The sequence below is a fragment of the Nocardioides sp. zg-1228 genome (genome assembly GCF_017086465.1).
GTDB lineage: Bacteria > Actinomycetota > Actinomycetes > Propionibacteriales > Nocardioidaceae > Nocardioides.
The window spans coordinates 3,752,802-3,767,903 of sequence record NZ_CP070961.1 but is presented as its reverse complement, the minus strand read 5'-3'; the positions used below and the strand labels follow the sequence as shown (position 1 = coordinate 3,767,903).

At 72.4% G+C, this 15,102-nt stretch carries 16 protein-coding genes and 1 tRNA gene; 9 read left to right on the top strand and 8 right to left on the bottom strand.

Going from position 1 to position 15,102, the window contains the following annotated elements; translation table 11 throughout:
* Window positions 1–42 precede the first annotated feature (42 nt).
* Window positions 43–255 (top strand): DUF6458 family protein, encoded by a 213-nt coding sequence (locus tag JX575_RS18125; protein ID WP_186339437.1) that lies wholly within the window; start codon window positions 43–45, stop codon window positions 253–255.
* A 27-nt stretch (window positions 256–282) separates the two neighbouring features.
* Here the strand turns inward: JX575_RS18125 and JX575_RS18120 are convergent, their stop codons facing one another.
* From JX575_RS18120 to JX575_RS18100, 5 genes are all read right to left on the bottom strand, one after another.
* On the bottom strand, window positions 283–888 hold the full coding sequence (locus JX575_RS18120; protein ID WP_186339436.1) for a response regulator transcription factor: 606 nt from the start codon (window positions 886–888) through the stop codon (window positions 283–285).
* A complete protein-coding gene (locus tag JX575_RS18115; protein WP_206054445.1) occupies window positions 885–2,000 on the bottom strand; it encodes a sensor histidine kinase in 1,116 nt (371 codons plus the stop codon). The genes JX575_RS18120 and JX575_RS18115 overlap by 4 nt, the downstream gene beginning before the upstream one ends.
* The gene (locus JX575_RS18110; protein WP_241005245.1) at window positions 1,937–2,734 is read right to left on the bottom strand and encodes an ABC transporter permease; all 798 of its coding nucleotides are present in this window, start codon (window positions 2,732–2,734) and stop codon (window positions 1,937–1,939) included. Before JX575_RS18110 ends, JX575_RS18115 begins: the two co-directional genes overlap by 64 nt.
* Window positions 2,731–3,621 carry an ABC transporter ATP-binding protein gene (locus tag JX575_RS18105; protein ID WP_186339434.1) on the bottom strand — a complete coding sequence of 297 codons (891 nt, stop codon included), beginning with the start codon at window positions 3,619–3,621 and terminating at the stop codon, window positions 2,731–2,733. The genes JX575_RS18110 and JX575_RS18105 overlap by 4 nt, the downstream gene beginning before the upstream one ends.
* Window positions 3,622–3,839: 218 nt before the next feature.
* Window positions 3,840–5,714 (bottom strand): acyl-CoA dehydrogenase, encoded by a 1,875-nt coding sequence (locus JX575_RS18100; RefSeq protein ID WP_186339433.1) that lies wholly within the window; start codon window positions 5,712–5,714, stop codon window positions 3,840–3,842.
* Window positions 5,715–5,987: 273 nt separating this feature from the next.
* On the opposite strand from JX575_RS18100, the gene JX575_RS18095 reads away from it, so the two are divergent.
* Both JX575_RS18095 and JX575_RS18090 read left to right on the top strand, forming a co-directional pair.
* The gene (locus tag JX575_RS18095; RefSeq protein ID WP_186339432.1) at window positions 5,988–6,887 is read left to right on the top strand and encodes a sulfite exporter TauE/SafE family protein; all 900 of its coding nucleotides are present in this window, start codon (window positions 5,988–5,990) and stop codon (window positions 6,885–6,887) included.
* Window positions 6,888–7,000: 113 nt separating this feature from the next.
* Window positions 7,001–7,459, top strand: a complete 459-nt coding sequence (locus JX575_RS18090; protein WP_186339431.1) for an Rrf2 family transcriptional regulator — start codon at window positions 7,001–7,003, stop codon at window positions 7,457–7,459.
* 35 nt (window positions 7,460–7,494) lie between these two features.
* Here JX575_RS18090 and JX575_RS18085 read toward each other — a convergent pair whose 3' ends face one another.
* From JX575_RS18085 to JX575_RS18075, 3 genes are all read right to left on the bottom strand, one after another.
* Window positions 7,495–8,121 carry a DUF2461 domain-containing protein gene (locus JX575_RS18085; protein ID WP_186339430.1) on the bottom strand — a complete coding sequence of 209 codons (627 nt, stop codon included), beginning with the start codon at window positions 8,119–8,121 and terminating at the stop codon, window positions 7,495–7,497.
* 244 nt (window positions 8,122–8,365) lie between these two features.
* Window positions 8,366–8,441 (bottom strand) — tRNA-Gly (locus JX575_RS18080).
* A gap of 42 nt (window positions 8,442–8,483) precedes the next feature.
* Window positions 8,484–9,257 carry an SGNH/GDSL hydrolase family protein gene (locus JX575_RS18075; protein WP_186339429.1) on the bottom strand — a complete coding sequence of 258 codons (774 nt, stop codon included), beginning with the start codon at window positions 9,255–9,257 and terminating at the stop codon, window positions 8,484–8,486.
* A gap of 56 nt (window positions 9,258–9,313) precedes the next feature.
* On the opposite strand from JX575_RS18075, the gene dcd reads away from it, so the two are divergent.
* The 6 genes from dcd (at window position 9,314) to JX575_RS18045 (ending at window position 14,976) form a co-directional block, all read left to right on the top strand.
* Window positions 9,314–9,889, top strand: a complete 576-nt coding sequence (gene dcd / locus JX575_RS18070) for a dCTP deaminase (protein ID WP_186339428.1) — start codon at window positions 9,314–9,316, stop codon at window positions 9,887–9,889.
* A gap of 120 nt (window positions 9,890–10,009) precedes the next feature.
* Window positions 10,010–11,044, top strand: a complete 1,035-nt coding sequence (locus JX575_RS18065; RefSeq protein WP_241005244.1) for an iron-siderophore ABC transporter substrate-binding protein — start codon at window positions 10,010–10,012, stop codon at window positions 11,042–11,044.
* A 2-nt stretch (window positions 11,045–11,046) separates the two neighbouring features.
* On the top strand, window positions 11,047–12,075 hold the full coding sequence (locus JX575_RS18060) for an iron ABC transporter permease (protein WP_186339427.1): 1,029 nt from the start codon (window positions 11,047–11,049) through the stop codon (window positions 12,073–12,075).
* A complete protein-coding gene (locus tag JX575_RS18055) occupies window positions 12,072–13,136 on the top strand; it encodes an iron chelate uptake ABC transporter family permease subunit (RefSeq protein WP_241005243.1) in 1,065 nt (354 codons plus the stop codon). The genes JX575_RS18060 and JX575_RS18055 overlap by 4 nt, the downstream gene beginning before the upstream one ends.
* Window positions 13,133–14,041, top strand: a complete 909-nt coding sequence (locus JX575_RS18050) for an ABC transporter ATP-binding protein (RefSeq protein WP_186339426.1) — start codon at window positions 13,133–13,135, stop codon at window positions 14,039–14,041. The genes JX575_RS18055 and JX575_RS18050 overlap by 4 nt, the downstream gene beginning before the upstream one ends.
* Window positions 14,038–14,976 carry a siderophore-interacting protein gene (locus JX575_RS18045; protein ID WP_186339425.1) on the top strand — a complete coding sequence of 313 codons (939 nt, stop codon included), beginning with the start codon at window positions 14,038–14,040 and terminating at the stop codon, window positions 14,974–14,976. Before JX575_RS18050 ends, JX575_RS18045 begins: the two co-directional genes overlap by 4 nt.
* Window positions 14,977–15,102: the final 126 nt, after the last annotated feature.

Genomic DNA, 15,102 nt, shown 5'->3' with positions numbered 1-15,102 from the left:
GCGTGCCCGCACCCCGCGGGCCACCCTCACGAAGGAGTCGTCATGGGTATCGGAGTCGGCATCCTGCTGCTCGTCATCGGCCTGATCCTGCTGTTCGCCGTCAAGGAGTTCCCCGACTCGGTCCAGGAGGTCGTCGACCCGACCACCGTGGGCTGGATCCTGGTGATCGCCGGCGTCCTGGCGCTCGTGCTCGCGCTGGTCATGAACAACCAGCGGTCGAAGACCACCCACGTGGAGGAGCGCCGCGACGTGTGAGGCGGCGGCGTGCCGGACGCGGTCGGCTCAGAGCCAGCCGCGCTCCTGGGCGATCCGGGCCGCCTCGCTGCGGGTGGTCGCCCCGGTCTTGCCGATCGCGGCGGACAGATGGTTGCGCACCGTGCCCTCCGAGAGGTGCACGCGCGCGGCGATCGCGGCCACCGGTGATCCGTCGAGGGCGTGGGTGAGCAGCTCGCGCTCGCGCCCGGTCAGCGGGCTCGGGCCGTCGACGAGCGACTCCGCGGCCAAGTCGGGGTCGACGACCCGCAGCCCGGCGTGGACCCGGCGCACGGCGTCGGCCAGCTGGCGCGACGGCGTGTCCTTGACGACGAACCCGGAGGCACCGGCCTCGATGGCGCGCCGGACGTAGCCCGGCCGGCCGAAGGTGGTGACGATCAGCGACCGCACGCCCGGCAGCTCGCGCCGCAGGGCCGCGGCGGCCTCGATGCCGTTGAGGCCGGGCATCTCGATGTCGAGCAGGCAGACCTCGGCCTCCGAGGCACGGGCGGCCTCGACCACCTCGTCGCCCCGGCCGACCTGGGCCACGACGTCGAGGTCTGACTCGAGGTCGAGCAGCGCCGCCAGCGCACCGCGTACGAGCGCCTGGTCGTCGGCGAGCAGCAGCCGGATCACGGCAGCGCCACCTCGACGCGGGTGCCGGGGGTGGCCGGGCGGATGCTGAGGGTGCCGCCGGCGCCGCTGACCCGCTCGCGCATGCCGCGCAGTCCGTTGCCCTCGGCGCCGTCGCAGCCGGATCCGTCGTCGGTGACGGCGATGCCGTCGGGGCTCAGCTCGATGACCACGGTGCGCGCCTGCGCATGGCGTACGACGTTGGTGACCGCCTCGCGCAGCACCCAGGCCAGCAGCGCGCGGTGCCGTGGGTCGGTGTCGGCCACGGAGCCCTCGATCGTCGTGGCGACCCCGACGTCGGCCAGCACCAGGGGAGCGGCGGCCAGCTCGTCGTCGAGGTTGCCGGCGCGCAGCCCGCCGACGGTCGCCCGCACCTCGGCGAGCGCCTGGCGCGCCGTCCTCTGGATCGACTCCAGCTCCTGCTTGGCGCGGGCGGGGTCGAGGTCGATCAGCCGGGCGGCGAGCTCGGCCTTGACCGACAGCGCGGTGAGGGAGTGCCCGAGCACGTCGTGCACGTCGCGAGCCACCCGTTCGCGCTCGGCGACCACGGCGTGCTCGCCCAGGGCGCGGTAGGACAGCTCCTCGCGCTCGCCGAAGATGCGCAGCATGACGGCGCCGATCATGATCGGCCAGAGCACGAGGAAGAAGAAGGGTGGGAAGTCGTCGATCTGCAGCAACGACAGGAGCGGGAACGCCGCCCACAGGCCCACCGCCCACTTCCACCACGGGGTGGGCAGCTCGAGGGCCGAGAGGATCGCGAGGTAGGGCGTGAACGAGATGACGCCCATACCGATCACGGGCAGGGTGGCCAGGGCCATGGCCACCATCACGCCGAGGCACGCCCAGGTGTTCCAGCGCCAGGAGTAGCCCATCACGTTGGCGACGGCGAAAGCGGCGATGCACAGCCAGGCGGCCACCTTGACCGCGACCGGCACGTCGGCAGCCGCGACGGAGGTGACCGGGAAGACCAGGAAGACCAGCCAGATGGCCGCGAACGCCCAGCCCCACCTCTCCCAGGGGTTGGCCGGGAGCGTCGTGGTCGGCGCCGTGGTCATGTCCGCGCCCGGCTGCGGCGTACGCCCCACAGCGCGAGCAGCGCGAAGATCACGGTCCACGCGAGCACGTTAGCGATCGGCAGCCACAGCGGGTCGCGATCTCCCATCATCAGCCAGCCGTCGGTGACCGGGAATCGGGCGAGGGCGAGGTAGCCGTAGAAGGGGGTGAGCCGGCCCAGGTCGAGCATGACGCCGCTCATCGGCACGAAGACGTTGCCGAGGAAGGCCAGCACCACGACCATCCCCGACGCGATGCCGGAGGCGTTGGGACCGCGGAACAGCAGGCAGATCGCCAGGCCGTAGATCGCGAAGAGCGCCGAGCCGAGCCACACCACCGCGCCGGCCAGCACCCAGTCCGTCCAGTGGCCGCGGGCGCCGGTGGCGGCCCCGATCGCGAAGATCGCGACGACGGGGACGGCGGCCACCACCATCGCGACGGCCGCCTTGGCGACCACGAAGGCGACCGGGCGCATCGGGGTCAGCCCGAGCTGGCGTCCCCACCCCATCATCTGCTCGGTGGCGGCGCTGCCCGCGACGGTGGTCGTCGCGGTGACCGCGCCGTAGGCGGCCATCGAGATCATCACGACCATCGCGACGTTGCCGCTGCCGGCCGGGTCGTCGGAGCCGAGGCCGAAGACGAGGTACATGAACGTCGGCAGGCCGACGACGAAGAACATGCCGATCCGGTCGCGGAACTGACGCCGCAGGTCGAGGCGGGCGTAGGCGCGCATCTCGGGTCGCGGGGCGGGCCGTACGTCGTCCGCGGCGCGCGCGGGAAGGGTCGTGGCGGTCATCGGGTGGCTCCTTCGAGCTCGGGTGCGTCGGTCCCGCGCGACGGCTCGGCGGTGAGGGCGAGGAAGGCGGCCTCGAGGCTGGCGGCGGACTCCTCGACGTCGCTGACACCGAGGGGCGCCAGGGCCTCGCGCACCCGTGCCAGCCAGTCGGTGTCGATGCCGGCGCCGCCGACGACCTCCGGCGGGGGGCGGAAGGTCAGGGTGCGCCCGCCGTACGCCGCCCGCACGTCGGCGGTGGCGGCGTCGTGGACGATCCGGCCGTGGTTCATCAGGACCGTGCGCTCGGCGAACTCGTCGGCCTCGGCGAGGTAGTGGGTGGCGAAGACGATCGTGCGCCCGAGCGCGGCGTCGGCGCGCATCGCGTGCCAGAACTCCTGCCGCGCGCCGACGTCCATGCCGGTGGTCGGCTCGTCGAGGATGACCAGGTCGGGGTCGGGCAGCAGCGCCAGGGCGAACTTCAGCCGCTGCTGCTCGCCGCCGGAGCACGCCTCGACCCTGCGCGCGGCGATGCCGTCCAGCCGGGCCCGCCCGAGGACGACCGCGACGCGGTCGGAGCGGCCGTGCAGGGCGGCGATCGCGCGCACCGTCTCCTCGACGGTGAAGTCGTTGAGCAGGCCGCCGGTCTGCATGACCGCCGACACCCGCCCCTGGCGTACGGCGTGCGCGGGGGAGGTGCCGTAGACCTCCAAGGTGCCGGCGTCGGGCGTCGTCAGGCCGAGCAGCAGGTCGACCGTCGTGGTCTTGCCGGCGCCGTTGGGGCCGAGGAAGGCGACGATCTCGCCGGGGTGGACCGTGAGGTCGACGTCGTCGACCGCGACGACCCGGGTGCCGTCGCTCGAGCGGAAGGCCTTGCGCAGCCCGGTGGCGTGGATGGCTGGGGTGCTCATGCGTCCACCCTGTCGGCCCGGGCGCGCCCGGCCCTCGCCCACGTGTCACGACCTCCCCGTGACACCTGTCATCCGTGGCGTTGGTCCATCAAGGTACGCAGACGAACCGGCACTTCCCTCGATGAGCTGAGCGAGGGAAGTGCCGGTTGAGCGACATACCTTGATGGACCGTCGGCGGGCCGGCGGCGGCCGCCGCCGCACGCCCGGTCAGGCGACGGTCAGAACGCCGCCTCGTCGAGGTCCATCAGCTCGAGGGTGGTGGCCTCGGCGATGGCGCGCTCGGCGCTGACCCGGGGCAGGTTGGTCTGCGCGAAGAACTGCGCGGCCGCGACCTTGCCCTCGTAGAACGCCTTGTCCTTCGCCGACACCTCACCGGCCAGCTTGTCCAGCGCGACCTCGGCCTGGCGCAGCAGCAGCCAGCCGCAGACGACGTCGCCGAGCGCCATCAGCAGGCGCGAGGTGTTGAGCCCGACCTTGTAGATGTTGCGCTGCTCCTCGGCCGACGACATCAGGTCGTTGATCATGTGGCCGACGATGGCGTTGGCGTCCTCGAGCGCCGTGGTGAGCAGCGCCCGCTCGTTCTTGAGGCGACCGTTGCCGGCCTCGGAGGCGAGGAAGCCCTCGATCTCCTTGGCCAGGTGGCCCAGCGCCCGGCCCTGGTCCTTGACGATCTTGCGGAAGAAGAAGTCCTGGCCCTGGATCGCGGTGGTGCCCTCGTAGAGGGTGTCGATCTTGGCGTCGCGGACGTACTGCTCGATCGGGTACTCCTGCAGGAAGCCCGACCCTCCGAAGGTCTGCAGCGACTCGGTGCCCAGCAGCACCCACGAGCGCTCGGAGCCGTAGCCCTTGACGATCGGGAGGAGCAGGTCGTTGACCGCGGCGGCGAGGCGGGCCTCGTCGCTGTCGGCGGTGCCCGCGTGCTCGGCGAGCATGACCTCGTCCTGCCAGGTGGCGGTGTAGAGGACGAGGGCGCGCATCGCCTCGGCGAACGACTTCTGGGTCATCAGCGAGCGACGGACGTCGGGGTGGTGGGTGATCGTGACGCGCGGGGCGGTCTTGTCGGCGGCCTGGGTGAGGTCGGCGCCCTGGACGCGCTCCTTTGCGTAGTCGAGCGCGTTGAGGTAGCCGGTCGAGAGCGTCGCGATGGCCTTGGTGCCGACCAGCATGCGGGCGTTCTCGATGACCTGGAACATCTGGGCGATGCCGTCGTGCACCTCGCCGAGCAGCCAGCCCTTCGCCGGCTCGCCGCCACCGACCTGCGGGTCGCCGAAGGTCACCTCGCAGGTGTTGGAGACCTTGATGCCCATCTTGTGCTCGACGTTGGTGACGTAGACGCCGTTGCGCTCGCCCGTGAGCTCGCCGGTCTCGAGGTCGAAGTGCTGCTCGGGCATCCAGAAGAGCGAGAGGCCCTTGGTGCCCGGGCCGCCGACGCCCTCGACGCCCTCGGGGCGCGCGAGGACGAGGTGCATGATGTTCTCGCTCATGTCGTGGGTGGCGCTGGTGATGAAGCGCTTGACGCCGGTGATGTTCCACGAGCCGTCCTCGTTGGGGACGGCCTTGGCGCGGCCGGCGCCGACGTCGGAGCCCGCGTCGGGCTCGGTGAGCACCATCGTGCAGCCCCACCGCCGGTCGACCATGTACTGGGCGACGGCCTTGTCGCGGTCGTTGCCGTTGCGGTGGACCACGTTGGCGAACGCCGGCCCGGCGGCGTACATCCACACCGGGGCGTTGGCGCCGAGCACCATCTCGCCGAGGGCCCAGACCAGGGACGAGGGGGCCGGCGTGCCGCCCAGTTCCTCGTGGACCTGCAGGCGCCAGAACTCCGAGTCCATCCAGGCCTGGTAGCTCTGCTTGAACGACTCGGGCACCGGCGCGGTGTGGGTGGCGGGGTCGAAGACCGGCGGGTTGCGGTCGCTGTCCTCGTAGGACGAGGCGAGGTCCTCGCGGGAGAGCCGCTCGACCTCGCGCAGGATCTCGCGGGCGCTCTCGGCGTCGATCTCGCTGAAGGGTCCGGTGCCGAGGACCTCGTCGCGGCCGAGCATCTCGAAGAGGTTGAACTCGATGTCTCGGAGGTTGGTCTTGTAGTGGCTCACAGCTTCCACCTGTCAGGTCGCGGGATCGGGGGCGAGTGCCTACTCGCCAGTAACAAGATGATGCCTCGCCGGGCGGCGCCGCGCAACACGATCGGGCGAACGTCACGTTCGCCGAGCGCTCTGGGCGTGGTCGGGAAGGGCGACACGCCGCCGCGCCATGTCGATTTTGTCTATCACTCCATGTATGTCTAGTCTTTCACCTGACAAACCAGACCCGCTCGACCTGGCCCGCGACCGCGTCGCTGCCGTCCCCAGAACCGGAAGGAGCTGCGCATGCGCAAGCTCATCGTGCTCGGCGTCGTGGGCCTCATCGCCCAGCTCATCGACGGATCCCTGGGCATGGCCTACGGCGTGACGTCCTCGACGCTGCTCCTCGCGGCCGGTGTGGCACCGGCAGCGGCCTCGGCCGCCGTCCACTTCTCCGAGATCGGCACCTCGCTGGTGTCCGGCGCCTCGCACCACAAGCTGGGCAACGTCGACTGGCGCACGGTGTCGATCCTGGCGGTGCCCGGCTTCGTGGGCGCCTTCGCCGGCGCGACGCTGCTGTCCAACATGGACGCGGCGGTCGCCAAGCCGATCGTCGCGATCATCCTGCTCAGCCTCGGCTTCTACGTCGTCTACCGCTTCCTGCGCCTCGGCGGCGCCCGCCCGACGTTCAAGGGCCACCCCTCCGCGGCGTTCCTGGCCCCGATGGGCCTGGTCGCGGGCACGCTCGACGCCGTCGGCGGCGGCGGGTGGGGCCCGGTCGGCACCACCTCGCTGCTCTCCAGCGGTCGCCTCGAGCCCCGCAAGGTCGTCGGCTCGATCGACACCTCGGAGTTCGTCGTCGCGGTCGGCGGCTCGCTCGGCTTCCTCCTCGGGCTCGGCGCCGCCGGCATCAACTGGGGCTACGCCGGTGCCCTCCTCGCCGGTGGCGTGATCGCCGCGCCCGTCGCCGCGTGGCTGGTCAAGAAGCTCCCGGCCCGCGTGCTCGGCACCGCGGCGGGCGGCCTGATCATCCTGACCAACTCCAAGACGCTGCTCGACTCCATCGGCGCCCCGGGTGTCGCCACCGCCGTCACCGCCGCGGTCATCTTCGTCCTCTGGGTCTCCGCGATCGTCTGGGCCGTCAAGCAGGAGCGGCTGTCCAAGGCCGCACTGGCCGAGGAGGAGCTCCAGCCCACGACGGCCTGACCCGTCGATCGACGCACGCCGGCGCCCGCCCCCGGGCCGCCGGCGTACGTCCCTGTGCGCTGCCCGTCGGGCAGGCGCACTGTCTCTGCCGACATATCTGACAAACTGGCCTTATGCGCGTCTCCGCCAAAGCCGACTACGCCCTCCGGGCCCTGATCGAGATCGCGGTGCGTGCCGACGGGACCGCCGTCAGCGCCGAGCAGCTCGGCAAGGCGCAGGGCATCCCCCACGGCTTCCTCCAGGCGATCCTGGCCGACCTGCGACGCGCCGACATCGTGGTGTCGCAGCGCGGCCAGTCCGGTGGGTGGCGCTTCGCCCGCAAACCCGAGTCGGTCACCGTCGCCGACGTCATCCGCGCGGTCGACGGCCCGCTCGTCTCGGTCTACGGCCTGCGCCCCGAGGCGGTGGAGTACGACGACAGCGCCAAGGTGCTGCAGCACGTGTGGATCGCCGCGCGCCACTCGCTGCGGATGGTCTTCGAGCAGGTCACCATCCAGCAGCTCGCCGACGGCACCCTCCCCGAGGGCGTCGCCGCACTGACCCGTGACGACGACGCCTGGCAGCCGCACTGACGGTCGGGCCCTGACGTACGCCCGACGCGGCCGGCTCAGTCGACCGCGCGCAGCCAGCTGATCAGCGGCCGCAGGGCGCGCCAGTCCTCGCGGACCCGGTCGACGAGACCGGCGCCGATGGCGTCGGCCTCGAAGCCGTAGGACCGCCCCACGAACAGCTGCTTGCGCCGCAGCAGGTGGATGCGCGGGTGGTCGGCGTCGTAGCCGCGGGGCGAGGTCTTGAGCTGGTCGCCGCCGACCTCGAAGCCCGCCCGCTCCAGCTTGCGCAGCAGCCGGTCGAGGGCAGGTCCGGTCGTGTCGTCGGCCATCGCGTCGCGGATCGCCGCGAGCGTCGGCCCGTCGGCGTCGTAGAAGCCGGCGCCGACGCGAGTGCCGCGCGGCGAGATCTCGACGTACCAGCCGGTGCGCGGTCCGGCCGCGACGAACGCGCCCTGGTGGGTCTTGTAGGGCGTCTTGTCCTTGGCGAACCGCACGTCGCGGTAGGGCCGGAACACCTTGGCGGTGCCGAACTCGGGCTCCAGGGCGGCCATCAGCGCCTTCATCGGCGCCTCCACCGACTCCTTGTAGACGTGCTTGTTGGCCTCCCAGAAGGACTTGGTGTTGTCCATCTCCAGGTCGTCGTAGAAGTCGAGCGCGGCGACGGGGAATCCGGTGAAGCTCACGTGGTGCGACGTTAGTCGACCGCGCTCGCCCGTCCGCAGCCGAGGGGCGCGGTCAGGAGGAGTCGTGGAGCGGATGACGAGATTCGAACTCGCGACATCGACGTTCGCGGAGCGTCGCGCTCGGCGCGCGATCACGGGGGAGATATGGATGGAATGGAGCGGATGACGAGATTCGAACTCGCGACATCGACGTTTCGCGGAGCGTCGCGCTCGGCGCGCGATCACGGGGGAGATATGGATGGAATGGAGCGGATGACGAGATTCGAACTCGCGACATCGACCTTGGGAAGGTCGCGCTCTACCAGCTGAGCTACATCCGCAGTGCCGTCCTGGGACAGCGGGCCAGATGCTACCGGACCGGGCTAGGGAGTGTCCGACCCGACCCGCGAGAGGGTGGGGTGCTTGGCCGTGACGCTGTCGCCGGACGAGCGCCCGGTGAGGCGCCGGTGCACCCAGGGCGCGAGGAACTCTCGGGTCCACTGGGCGTTGGCGGCCCAGGTCTCGCGGCGGCCGCGGACGGGCAGCGGCTCGACGGTGACCGGCTCCAAGCCGTGCTCCACGCCGATGGCCTCGAGGACGGCGTGCGCCATGTGGGTGTGGCCGGCGCTGTTGAGGTGCATCCGGTCGGTGTCCATGACGCTGCCGATCTCGATGTCGCGCATCCGCCACATGTCGACGATGGTCGCGCCGTGCCGGTCGGCGATCTCGCGCACCCACTCGTTGAAGATCGCCATCCGCCCGCGCACGGGTCCGTAGATGCCGCCGCTGCCGGGGTCGACGATGGTGAACATGACCACGCGGGCGCCCGTGGCGGCGAGCCTCGCGATCGCCTCGTCGTACGTCCGGGCGAGCGCGTCGATGTCGACGCGGGGTCGCAGCACGTCGTTGCCGCCGCCGTGGATGGTGACCAGGTCGGGCTCGAGGGTGAGGGCCACGTCGAGCTGCTCGTCGATGATGGCGCCGAGCTTGCGCCCACGGATCGCGAGGTTGGCGTAGCCGAAGTCGTCGGTCTGCCGGGCGAGCACCTCGGCGACCCGGTCGGCCCAGCCGCGCAGGCCGTTGGGCCGGGTCGGGTCGGGGTCGCCGACGCCCTCGGTGAAGGAGTCGCCCAGGGCGACGTAGCGGTGGAAGGTCACCGAGCCATTGTGCGACCCCCTCCCCAGTGGCCGACGGGTGGCCTAGGGTCGGCCGGGTGCTGCTCTCCGATCGCGACATCACCGCTGAGATCGACGCCGGCCGGATCGCCCTGGAGCCGTGGGACCCGCAGATGATGCAGCCCTCGAGCGTCGACGTGCGCCTCGACCGCTTCTTCCGGGTCTTCGAGAACCACCGCTACCCCCACATCGACCCGGCGGCCGACCAGTCCGAGCTCACCCGCGAGGTCGAGCCGGAGGGCGAGGAGCCGTTCATCCTGCACCCGGGCGAGTTCGTGCTCGGCTCCACCTACGAGGTGGTCTCCCTCCCCGACGACATCGCCGCGAGGGTCGAGGGCAAGTCGTCGCTGGGCCGGCTCGGCCTGCTCACGCACGCGACGGCGGGCTTCGTCGACCCGGGCTTCTCGGGCCACGTGACGCTCGAGCTGGCCAACGTCGCCACGCTGCCGATCAAGCTCTACCCGGGCATGAAGATCGGGCAGTTCTGCTTCTTCCGGCTCTCCTCGCCGAGCGAGCACCCCTACGGCTCGGAGAAGTACGGCTCGCGCTACCAGGGCCAGCGCGGCCCGACGCCGAGCCGGTCGTTCCAGGGCTTCCACCGCACCTCGATCTGACGACCGTCCTCGCCGCGCGGTCCGTGGCGTGGATTAGGACACAGCTCCCTTGTCTTATTCGGGGGGCCTCGGGTTAGGCTGACCTAAGTTAGCCTTGCCTTACCGAGACACGGAGTCCTGATGAAGCGTTCCCTCGCCGCGCCCCTGGCCGCGTTCACCGTCCTGGCCGCAGCCCTCGCCGGCTGCAGCACCGGTTCCACCACCGACAGCGCGTCCGACGCGAAGCCGACGTCGACCACGAGCGTCGACGCGGATGCCTTCCCGGTGACCATCGAGCACGCGCTGGGGGAGACGACCATCGAGTCGGAGCCGACGCGGGTCGCGACGCTGGGCTGGACCGACCACGACCACACGCTCGCGCTGGGTGTCGTCCCGGTCGGCGCCACCAAGATCACCTGGGGCGGCAACGACGCCGGCTCCACCGACTGGTTCGACGCGGCCATCGAGGAGGCGGGCGCCGAGGCCCCGGTGCGCTACGACGACGCCGACGGCGCGCCGGTCGACGAGATCGCCGAGCTCGCCCCCGACCTGATCCTGGCGACCAACTCGGGCATCACCGAGGCGGAGTACGCCAAGCTCTCCAAGATCGCTCCGGTCGTCGCCTACCCCGAGGCGCCCTGGACCACCGACTGGCAGACCTCGCTCGAGATGGTCGGCGAGGCCCTCGGCCGTACGGCGCTCGCCGACGAGGTCGCCGCCGACACCGAGGCCACCATCGAGCAGGCCGCCGAGGACAACCCCGAGCTGCAGGGTGCCGAGCTGATCTACGGCTACCTCGCGGCGACCGACCTGTCCACGGTCGGCATGTACGCCCCGGAGGACCCGCGGGTCTCCATCCTGCGCGACTTCGGGATGGTCGACGCGCCTGCCGTCGCCGACGCGATCAAGCCGGGCGAGTTCTACGGCACCGTGTCGGCGGAGAAGGCCGCCGACCTCGACTCCGACGTGTTCGTCACCTGGGTCGACTCGCCCGAGACCATCGAGACCATCGAGAACGACAAGCTGCTCGGCCAGATCCCCGCGATCGCGGAGGGCCACTGGTACGCCGAGTCCGACAAGCAGAACGCGATGGCCTCGACCAACCCCACGCCCCTCTCCATCCCGGTCATCGTGAGCGACTTCCTGCCCCACGTGGTCGAGGCGCTGAAGGGCTAGCGATGACCGCCCTCGTCCCGACGCGGGAGGACGTCCTCAGGCCCCCGGGCCGTGGACGACGTCCCGCGCTGCCGGTCAGCGTCGCGATCTCGGTCGTGGCGCTGGCCGGCGCCGGCGCGCTGTCGCTGCTGGTCGGGGCGCGGGCCGTGCCCGTCTCTGCGGTGTGGGACACCTCGCACCCCCTGCACGCGGTCGTCGAGGCGCGCCTGGACCGTACGCTGCTGGCACTCGCCGTCGGCGCCGCCCTCGGCCTCGCGGGCGCGCTGATGCAGGGGCTGACCCGCAACCCGCTGGCCGACCCGGGCATCCTCGGCGTCAACGCCGGCGCCACCTTCGCGATGGTCGTCGGGATGACGGCCTTCGGTGCGTCGGCGATGGGGCAGTTCCTGCCGCTCGCCTTCGTCGGCGCGGCCGTCGCCGCGGCCGCGGTCCACGGCATCGCCTCGATGGGCCGCGACGGCGCCACCCCGATGAAGCTCGCCATCACCGGCGCGGCGCTCAGCGCCGGCCTGGCCAGCTGGACCACCGGCCTGCTGCTGGCCGACCGCAAGACGATGGAGTCCTTCCGCTTCTGGCAGGTCGGCACGGTCGCCGGCCGCGGCACCGACGTGCTGGTGGCCGGTCTGCCGTTCCTGGTCGTCGGCGCGCTGCTCGCGCTCGCCGGCGCCCGCCTGCTCAACACCCTCGCGCTGGGCGACGACCTCGCCCGCGGTCTCGGTCGGCACACCACGCGCGACCGCCTCGTCATCGCGCTCGCGATCGTCCTGCTCGCCGGCACCGCGACCGCACTCGCCGGACCGATCGCGTTCGTCGGCCTCGTCGTGCCCCACGTCGTGCGCGCCCTCGTCGGCCCCGACCACCGCCGGCTGCTGCCGTTCTCCATGCTCGGCGGTGCCGTCCTCGTGGTCGTCGCCGACACCGTCGGTCGCGTCGTGCTGCCGCCGTCGGAGGTGCAGGTCGGCATCATGGCCGCGGTCGTGGGCGTGCCCGTCTTCATCGCCCTCATCCGCCGCACGGGGAGGGCCCTGTGACCGTGACCCTCGACCGCAGCCAGACCGCCGCGGAGGCAGCGCCCGACGCCGCCGACGTCGTACGACGCGCGCGCCGCGCCCCGGTGCGCCACCACCGCCGCCTGCTGGGCGGCCTGGTCGTCGTCCTGGTCGGTGCGTTCGCCGCCCGGGTGCTGCTGGGTGACTACACGGTGACGGTCCCCGACTTCGTCCGCATCCTCGGGGGCGAGCAGATCCCCGGCGCGACCTACATCGTGATGGAGTCCAAGCTGCCGCGCGCGGTGCTCGCGGTGCTCGTCGGCGCCGCCTTCGGCGTGGGCGGCGCGATCTTCCAGACCACGCTCCGCAACCCGCTCGCCAGCCCCGACATCGTCGGCATCAGCCTCGGGGCGAGCGCCGCGGCCGTGTCGGTCATCGCGCTGGCCGGCTGGTCGGGGTGGCCGGTGTCCGCCGCCGCGATCTCGGGCGCCCTGGCCGTCGCCCTCGTCGTGCGCGCCGTCGCCGGCGACCACGGCGGCTTCCGGCTGGTGCTGGCCGGCATCGGGATGGCCGCCGCCATGCAGTCGGTCATCCAATACGTCTTCACCCGCGTCGACGAGTACGACGTGCAGCTGGTGCTGCGCTGGCTGACCGGCAGCGTCAACGGGGTGGCCTGGCAGACCATCGGCCTGCTCGCCATCGCCCTCGCCGTGCTCCTGCCGGCGACGGCCTGGGCGGCCAGGTCGCTGCGCGCGAGCGAGCTCGGCGAGGACACGGCGGCCGGGCTCGGCGTGGGCCGTGGCCGCACCGACCTGCTGATGCTCCTCGGCGTGCTGCTCGTCGCCGTCGGCGTCGCGGCCGCCGGCCCGATCGCGTTCGTGGCGTTCCTGTCCGGCCCGATCGCCCGCGCCCTCAACCGGGGGCGTACGACGCTGCTCGCCGCCGGCCTGGTCGGCGCGGTGATCGTCCTGGTCGGCGACTACGCGGGCGCCTACGCGTTCCCCGACCTCAACCTGCCCGTGGGCGTCGTGACCGGCGCCTTCGGCGCGCCGTTCCTGCTCTGGCTGCTCGCCCGCGGCCGCACCGGAAGGAGGGCGGCATGACCGTCGCCGCTGCCCCGCACGTCCGTCTGGAGGCGAGCGACCTCACGCTCGGCTACACCGACACCGCCGTCGTGCGCGACCTCGACCTGCAGGTCCCGCACGGCCGGATCACCGTCATCGTCGGCGCCAACGCGTGCGGCAAGTCGACGCTGCTGCGCGGGCTCGCCCGGCTGCTCCGCCCCCGGTCGGGGTCGGTGCTGCTCGACGGCGAGGCCATCCACCGGCTCCCGACCAAGCAGGTCGCCCGCACGCTCGGGCTGCTGCCGCAGAACCCCGTCGCGCCCGAGGGCGTCACCGTCGCCGACCTGGTCGGACGCGGCCGTCACCCGCACCACGGGCCGTTCGGACGCTGGACCAGCGCCGACGACGAGGCCGTGGCCGAGGCGCTCACCCTCACCGACACCCTCGGCCTCGCCGACCGGGTCGTCGACGAGCTGTCCGGCGGCCAGCGCCAGCGGGTGTGGATCGCGATGGCGCTCGCGCAGGGCACTGACCTGCTGCTGCTCGACGAGCCCACGACCTACCTCGACGTCGCCCACCAGGTGGAGATGCTCGACCTCCTCGCCGAGCTCAACGCCCGCCGCGGCACCACGATCGTGATGGTGCTCCACGACCTCAACCTGTCGGCCCGCTACGCCGACCACCTGGTCGCGCTGCACACCGGCCGGATCGTCGCCGAGGGCGCGCCCCGCGAGGTCGTCACCGAGGAGGTCGTTCGCTCCGTCTTCGGTCTCGACAACCGGGTGATCGACGACCCGGTGTCGCACACGCCCCTCGTCGTGCCCGTCGGCCGGCACCAGCCCCGCCCCCGGCAGCCCTGCCCCGACGAGTTCAGCCACCCCGCCCAGCCCAGCCCGCTCAGCTCGCCCAGTCCGCACGTCCACCCCAGCCGGGAGACCCGATGACCGTGACCGCCTCCGTCCTGCCCCTGCTCTTCACCGAGGTCGAGGTCGTGGCCGTCGAGCGGCTCTCGCCCACCTTCGTCCGGGTCGAGCTCGGGGGCCCCGACCTCGCCGACTTCGGCGTCGACGGCCCGCGCTGGGACCAGCGGATCAAGCTGATCCTCCCCGATCCGGAGACCGGGGGCATCGCCTCGGCCGAGGGCGCCGACGAGGGCTGGTGGGCGACGTGGCTGGAGCGGCCCGCCTCCGAGCGCGGCCACATGCGCACCTACACGATCCGCGACGTGCGCGGCTCGGGCCCGCAGACGACGTTCGTCGTCGACATGGTGCTCCACCTCGAGGGCGACCTCGTCGGGCCCGGCTCGCTGTGGGCCTCGCGCGCGAGCGTCGGCGACCGGATCGTGATCCTCGCGCCGCGCCGCGGCTACCCCTACGGCGGGATCGAGTTCACCCCCGCCCCCGGTGCCGAGCTGCTGCTCGTGGCCGACGAGACCGCGGTGCCGGCCGTGTGCACCGTGCTCGAGCAGCTGCCGGCCGACGCCCGCGGCACCGCCTTCATGGAGGTGCCGTGCGCGGACGACGTGCAGGACGTTCGCGGTCCCGCGGGCGTCGAGGTCGTGTGGCTGGCCCGCGAGGGCGGCGAGCTCGGGGTCGGGCTGCACGACGCCGTGGTCGCCCACCTCGGCATCCCCGGGGCCGAGGTGGAGGTCGCCCCCGACGAGGTCGACCCCGACCTCTGGGAGACGCCCTACTACTCCTCCTCCGGCGAGGAGGTGCCGGGAGGCATCACCGGCGTGGGCGGCACCTACGCGTGGATCGCCGGCGAGTCGAGGATCGTCACCGGGCTGCGCCGGCACCTGGTCAAGGAGCTCGGCTTCGACCGCAGCCAGGTGGCCTTCATGGGCTACTGGCGCCGCGGCGTGGCCATGAAGGCCTGAGGTGACGCCCCGCCGCGGTGGGCAGCGGTGGATCAGCGGCGGTTGGTGCGGGGCGCGCGGGGGGAGTAGCGCACGCGCTCCGCGATGCGGTGGCGGGCGATCAGCTCGATGTCGGTGAACGAGTCG

Coding starts and splice junctions, on each gene's coding strand:
- JX575_RS18060 (WP_186339427.1), top strand. CDS start 11,047: ATGACCGCCCTCGTCCCGACGCGGGAGGACGTCCTCAGGCCCCCGGGC.
- JX575_RS18105 (WP_186339434.1), bottom strand. CDS start 3,621: ATGAGCACCCCAGCCATCCACGCCACCGGGCTGCGCAAGGCCTTCCGC.
- JX575_RS18045 (WP_186339425.1), top strand. CDS start 14,038: ATGACCGTGACCGCCTCCGTCCTGCCCCTGCTCTTCACCGAGGTCGAG.
- JX575_RS18050 (WP_186339426.1), top strand. CDS start 13,133: ATGACCGTCGCCGCTGCCCCGCACGTCCGTCTGGAGGCGAGCGACCTC.
- JX575_RS18065 (WP_241005244.1), top strand. CDS start 10,010: ATGAAGCGTTCCCTCGCCGCGCCCCTGGCCGCGTTCACCGTCCTGGCC.
- JX575_RS18110 (WP_241005245.1), bottom strand. CDS start 2,734: ATGACCGCCACGACCCTTCCCGCGCGCGCCGCGGACGACGTACGGCCC.
- JX575_RS18090 (WP_186339431.1), top strand. CDS start 7,001: ATGCGCGTCTCCGCCAAAGCCGACTACGCCCTCCGGGCCCTGATCGAG.
- JX575_RS18125 (WP_186339437.1), top strand. CDS start 43: ATGGGTATCGGAGTCGGCATCCTGCTGCTCGTCATCGGCCTGATCCTG.
- JX575_RS18095 (WP_186339432.1), top strand. CDS start 5,988: ATGCGCAAGCTCATCGTGCTCGGCGTCGTGGGCCTCATCGCCCAGCTC.